General features: G+C 73.4%; 5 protein-coding genes and 2 pseudogenes. 2 read left to right on the top strand and 5 right to left on the bottom strand.

What is annotated here, in order from left to right; genetic code table 11:
* The 5 genes and pseudogenes from ACFQ87_RS44190 to ACFQ87_RS44170 form a co-directional block, all read right to left on the bottom strand.
* Positions 1–287, bottom strand: a pseudogene (locus ACFQ87_RS44190) (cytochrome P450); the annotation flags it as partial.
* Between the two features lie 41 nt (positions 288–328).
* Entirely contained in the window at positions 329–946 is a 618-nt protein-coding gene (locus tag ACFQ87_RS44185; RefSeq protein ID WP_380616704.1) for an ATP/GTP-binding protein, read from the bottom strand.
* The gene (locus ACFQ87_RS44180) at positions 927–1286 is read right to left on the bottom strand and encodes a DUF742 domain-containing protein (protein ID WP_380616703.1); all 360 of its coding nucleotides are present in this window, start codon (positions 1284–1286) and stop codon (positions 927–929) included. The genes ACFQ87_RS44185 and ACFQ87_RS44180 overlap by 20 nt, the downstream gene beginning before the upstream one ends.
* A 63-nt stretch (positions 1287–1349) precedes the next feature.
* Positions 1350–1736 carry a roadblock/LC7 domain-containing protein gene (locus ACFQ87_RS44175; protein WP_380616702.1) on the bottom strand — a complete coding sequence of 129 codons (387 nt, stop codon included), beginning with the start codon at positions 1734–1736 and terminating at the stop codon, positions 1350–1352.
* 17 nt (positions 1737–1753) lie between these two features.
* Complete coding sequence (locus ACFQ87_RS44170; protein WP_380616701.1) at positions 1754–3394, bottom strand: ATP-binding protein; 1641 nt, start codon at positions 3392–3394, stop codon at positions 1754–1756.
* Positions 3395–3830: 436 nt separating this feature from the next.
* Here ACFQ87_RS44170 and ACFQ87_RS44165 point away from each other — a divergent pair, with 436 nt between their 5' ends.
* Entirely contained in the window at positions 3831–4766 is a 936-nt protein-coding gene (locus ACFQ87_RS44165) for a class I SAM-dependent methyltransferase (RefSeq protein ID WP_380616700.1), read from the top strand.
* Positions 4750–5044 (top strand): annotated as a pseudogene (locus ACFQ87_RS44160) (hypothetical protein); the annotation flags it as partial. The gene ACFQ87_RS44165 and the pseudogene ACFQ87_RS44160, both read left to right, overlap by 17 nt.

The following is a 5044-nucleotide window of genomic DNA, read 5'->3' as shown; positions in this document are numbered from 1 at the left end:
CTCCAGAGCCGGGAGTCGCGGGAGAACAGCGACGGGGTGCGCATCGCGGTGATGTTGGCGCCGTGGCTGAGGATCAGCCAGACCCGGTGGTCGCCGTGCAGCAGCACCGGGGCGACCTCGCCGTACTCGGCGCGCAGCTTCTCGTAGAGGCCCGCCGGGTCGGCCTCGGCGTCCGGGCCGTACAGGCGCCGCAGGCCGCCGGGGCCGATCGGCTCGATGCCCCGGCCGTGGGCCGGGCAGCCGGGCGGCGGGACGGGGGCGGCGTCGTCGGGGAACGGGGTGGTCACAGGATCTCCGGTCACGAGGTACGGAAGGGAGCGGGGGGGGGTCAGCCGACGCGCGGGGCGGCGAGTTCGTACAGGTAGCGCATCAGCGTCATCAGGGTGTCCCGGCTGGACTGGCGGCTGCGCGCGTCGCAGGCGACGATCGGCACCTCGGCCGGCAGGTCGAGCGCTTGGCGCAGCTCGTCGAGCGGGTAACTCGGCGCCTCCGGGAAGCCGTTGACGGCCACCACGAAGGGCACGCCGCGGTCTTCCAGCCGCCCGATCACCTCGAAGCTGACCTCCAGCCGGCGGGTGTCCACCAGCACCACGGCGCCGAGCGCGCCTTCGAAAAGGCCGTTCCAGAGGAACCAGAACCGCTCCTGCCCGGGGGTGCCGAAGACGTACAGCACGAGTTTGTCGCTGATGCTGATCCGGCCGAAGTCCATGGCCACCGTGGTCGAGGTCTTGCGTTCGACCCCGGTCGGGTCGTCCACGCCGACGCCGGCCTGGGTCATGGTCTCCTCGGTGGTCAGCGGGCGGATCTCGCTGACCGAGCCGACCAGGGTGGTCTTGCCGACGCCGAAGCCGCCGACGATCACCACCTTGACCGCCGTGGTGACGGTGTCCGGCAGCAGGTCCGCGCTCGCCGGGCCGACGACCGTGTCAGAGCCGCTGAAGTCCATGGATCACCGCCTCCAACAGGGCACGGTCGGGGAGTTCCGCCGCCGGGACGGCGGCGCGGGCCTCGATCAGCCCGTCGTCGAGCAGGTCCGCCAGCAGGACGATGACCACGCTCGTGGGCAGTTCGAGGTAGGCGGAGACCTCCGCCACCGAGAGCGGGGAGCGGCACAGCCGCAGGATGGCCGCGTGCTCGGGCTGCATGGCGGGGGTCGGCTCCGCGCGGGAGACGATCAGGGTGACCAGGTCGAAGACGCCCGGCCCGGAGGGGCCGCTGCGGCCCCGCGTGATCACGTACAGGCGATCGGGCTCGGGTCCGTCCCAACCGCCCTGGTCGGCCGTCATGTCACCGCCTCACTGCGCTCGTTCATGTGTCCGCCCCGCCGCCGCACCGGGCCGGGGGCCGGTTCACGCGACCGCCTCGGGGTTGCGCGGCGGCGTGGAGAGGTGCTCGCCGATCCGGTCCACCAGGTCGCGCATCTGGTGGCTCACCAGCCCGGCGTCCACACCCTCGTCGGCGAGCACCGCGAGGAAGGCGCGGTCGCCGGCCGACATCAGGTAGAAGTAGCCGCCGTCCACCTCGATGACGACCAGCCGCATGGAGCCGTTGCCGTGCGGGAACTCGTGCCCGACCGCGGCGGCCAGGCTCTGCAGCCCGGCGCAGGCGGCGGCGAGGCGGTCGGCGGTGTCCGGGTCGGCTCCGTACTGGGCGATCCGGAGGCCGTCGGCGGACAGCACGATGACGTGGCGCACGTACGGGACGCTGTGTGCGAGGTCGTTGAGGATCCAGTCCATGTTGCTGCGGTGCGGAATCACTGCTCGCCTTTCCCTGCCGTCTCTTCACTGGTCTGTCCGGCACTGCTCTGCTCGGCACCGCTCTGTCCGGCCGGACTCGCCGACGCGCCGGTGCCCTTGTAGCCGTCCATGAACGCCTCCAGCCACAGGCCGGGCTTCTTCTTGGCCGGGCGTGGTGCCTGGGCCGCCGGGCCCGCCGCCGGCCCCGCGGTGGGGCCGTTGGGCTGGGAGGTGCGCGCAGGCGTGGCGAAGGCGGCCCGCCCGGTCGGCCGGCTGCGTCGACGCTGCGGCAGGCCGTTGGCCGTCCGCTCGGTGACAATCACGTCGTCACCCCCGGCCCCCGGGCCGGAGGGCCCCCACGGGTTGGTCGAGCCGTAGGACGGACCGACACCGGAGGACGGCGCGGCGGTCCGCGCGCCCCAGGGCCGGGAGGGGGCCGCGTGCTTGGGCGGGGTCGCCGGGAGCGGGCGCGGGCCGGAGAAGGCGCCGATGCCGTGCGCCCGCCCGGTCGGGGGAGCGGTGGTGAGCAGCTCCTGCGGCACGACCAGCACCGCGCGCACGCCGCCGTACGCGGAGCGGCGCAGCGACACCTGGAAGCCGTACGCCTGGCAGAGCCGGCCGAGGATGGCGAAGCCCAGCCGGGGGGACTCGGTGAGGTCGTCGAAGTCCTTGGAGACCATCGCCTCGCGCATCGAGCGCTCGGCGCGGACCCGGGCCTCGTCGGTGAGTCCGAGGCCGCCGTCCTCGACCTCGATCGCTATCCCGCTCTGCACCTCGGAGGCGCTCAGGTGGACGTGGGTGTGCGGCGGGGAGTAGCGGGTGGCGTTGTCGAGCAGCTCGGCCACCGCGTGGATCAGCGGTTCGACGGCCGGGCCGGTGACGGAGATCTGGGCCACCGGGTGGAGGTCGACCCGCTGGTACTCCAGGATCCGGGACATACCGCCGCGCAGCACGCTGTAGAGCGCGATCGGCCGGGTCCACTGGCGGCCGGGCCGGGCGCCGGAGAGGACGGCGATGGAGTCGGCGAGGCGGCCGACCAGGGCGTTGCCGTGGTCCAGGCGGAGCAGGTCGTCGAAGACCGCCGGGTCGTTGCCGTGCCGGTCCTCCATTTCCCGCAGGTCCTTGGCCTGCCGGTGAATGATCGCCTGGACCCGGCGGGCCAGGTTGACGAAGGCGCGCTCGGCGGAGTCACGCCGGCTGACCTCGTCGTCGACGGCCTGGGCGATGCCGCGCACCACCATCTCCACCGAACGGCGGAACTTCCGGGAGAGCAGTGGGTTCGGTCGCTCGAAGGGCTTGAGCAGCACGTCGATGGAGGAGCCGTACCGGGCCCCGCCGACCACCTTGCGCAGCTCGGCCGAGGCCAGCCGCTCGATCTCGTCCTCCTGGCCGGCCAGCTTGCGCTGCAACTCGTCCACCCGCCGGGTGTGTTCGTCGCGCAGTTCGGCGAGGGCCCGGCCCCGGCGGGCGGACTCGGCGGTCACCACGGCCACCAGCACGGTGGCGGTGGCCCCGCACCACAGCACCTCGGCCCGGGCCCCGACGGACACCACCACCGCGGCGGCCGCCACCGCCGCCGCCATGACGGCGGTGGGCAGCAGCCAGCCGAGCAGAGGCGCGGGGCGCCGTCTGGTGGGTGACGATCCAGCTCGAAGCATTCGGCATCCTCAAACGATCGGAACAGAACGGGGACGGGCGACGACCGGCTCCGGAGGCGTGGTGCTGCAGCATAGCCAAGTTCAGGACAATCTGACGGAGTCTCAAAAATACTGTCCGTCAACCGACTTGTGACAACTTGCCGGACATGACAGACATCTCGCACACCAGTCGCAGTCGGGTGGACCATCGCCCGGCCACCAGGCTTCTCGCCCCGGCGCGCCCGCACCGGCAACCCGGCCGGGATTCGCTCATGTGGAGGGTTTCCGGCCCAAGTTGCCGCGCGGGGCGGTGAGTTCGTGCTAGATGCCGCTCGCGGCGGCCTGCTGTCACTCGTGCGGGGGCCTCGGGCCTGCGTCCGGCTTGACGCAACACTCGTTGCCTTCGAGGGCAATGGATGTTGACGGTTCGCATGCCCGGTGCCTACAGTGCGGGGCCATGAACACAGACGATCTTGGTCAGCGGGTGGCGGACGATGTGGCCGACGGGGGAGGACTGGACGGCCTGCGGCGGCTCTCCGGGGTGATCGCGGCCCTGGAGGAACGGCGCACCGGCCTGGTCGAGGAGCTGCGGCGCGGGAAGGCCGCGACGTGGGAGGAGATCGGCCGGGCCTGCGGAATGACCCGCCAGGGCGCGACCCGGCGCTGGGCCGGGCGGCTGCAGGCCCGCTCCTTCGGCGTCGTCGCCGACTCCTACCAGCACGGCCGCCCCGGCTACCCGCAGGCGCTGATCGGCTCGGCAGTGCCGCGCGAGGCCCGGAAGGTGCTCGATCTCGGCGCCGGGACGGGCAAGTTGACCCGGTTGCTGGTCGAAGCCGGCCTGGACGTGGTCGCGGTCGAACCCGACGAGGGCATGCGCGCCCGACTCGCCGCCGCCGTACCCAAGGCGGCCGTCCGCGCCGGCTCGGCCGAACACATTCCGCTGCCGGACGGCAGCGTGGACACCGTGGTGGTCGCCCAGGCCTGGCACTGGTTCGACCAGGCGGCCGCCGTCCCCGAGATCGCCCGGGTGCTCGCCCCCGGCGGAACGCTCGCACTGGTGTGGAACGTCCGGGACGAGTCCCAGCCCTGGGCCGCCGAACTCGGCGCGCTGATGCACCGGTCCACCCGCCAGCGGATCGACACCACGCCGCTGCTCCCGGCCCCGTTCGGCCCGCCCGAGCGACTGGAGATCCGCTGGGAGCACCCCACCACCCCCGCCGGGATCATCGACATGGTCGCCTCGCGCAGCTACGTCATCGCCCTGCCCGAGGCCGAGCGCGCCCGCCTGCTGGCCGACGTCGAGCGGCTGCTCGCCACCCACCCGGACCTGGCCGGCCGGGAGCGGATCGCCGTGCCGTACCTGACGAGGTGCACCCGTGTCCGTCTCGGCTGAGCCCGTGACCGTCCGCCGCCTGGGCCGGGCGGACGCCGAACCGTACCGGGCCTTCCGGCTCACCGCCCTGCGGGAGACGCCCAGCGCCTTCACCTCCAGCCACGCCGAGGAGAGCGCCAAGCCGCCGGCCGCCACGCTCCAGCGCCTGGCCGAGGCCGAGGACGGGCCGGGCGCCCTGCTCGGCGCCTTCAGCGGCGGCGGCACACTGCTCGGCACCGCCGGGCTGCGGGTCCACCCGCGCGACCAGGAGCGGCACAAGGCCACCCTGTACGGCATGG

The sequence above is a fragment of the Kitasatospora sp. NPDC056531 genome (assembly GCF_042794375.1).
Taxonomy (GTDB): Bacteria; Actinomycetota; Actinomycetes; order Streptomycetales; family Streptomycetaceae; genus Kitasatospora.
The sequence above is the reverse complement of the archived record's forward strand: the minus strand, read 5'-3'. Positions and strand labels throughout refer to the sequence as shown.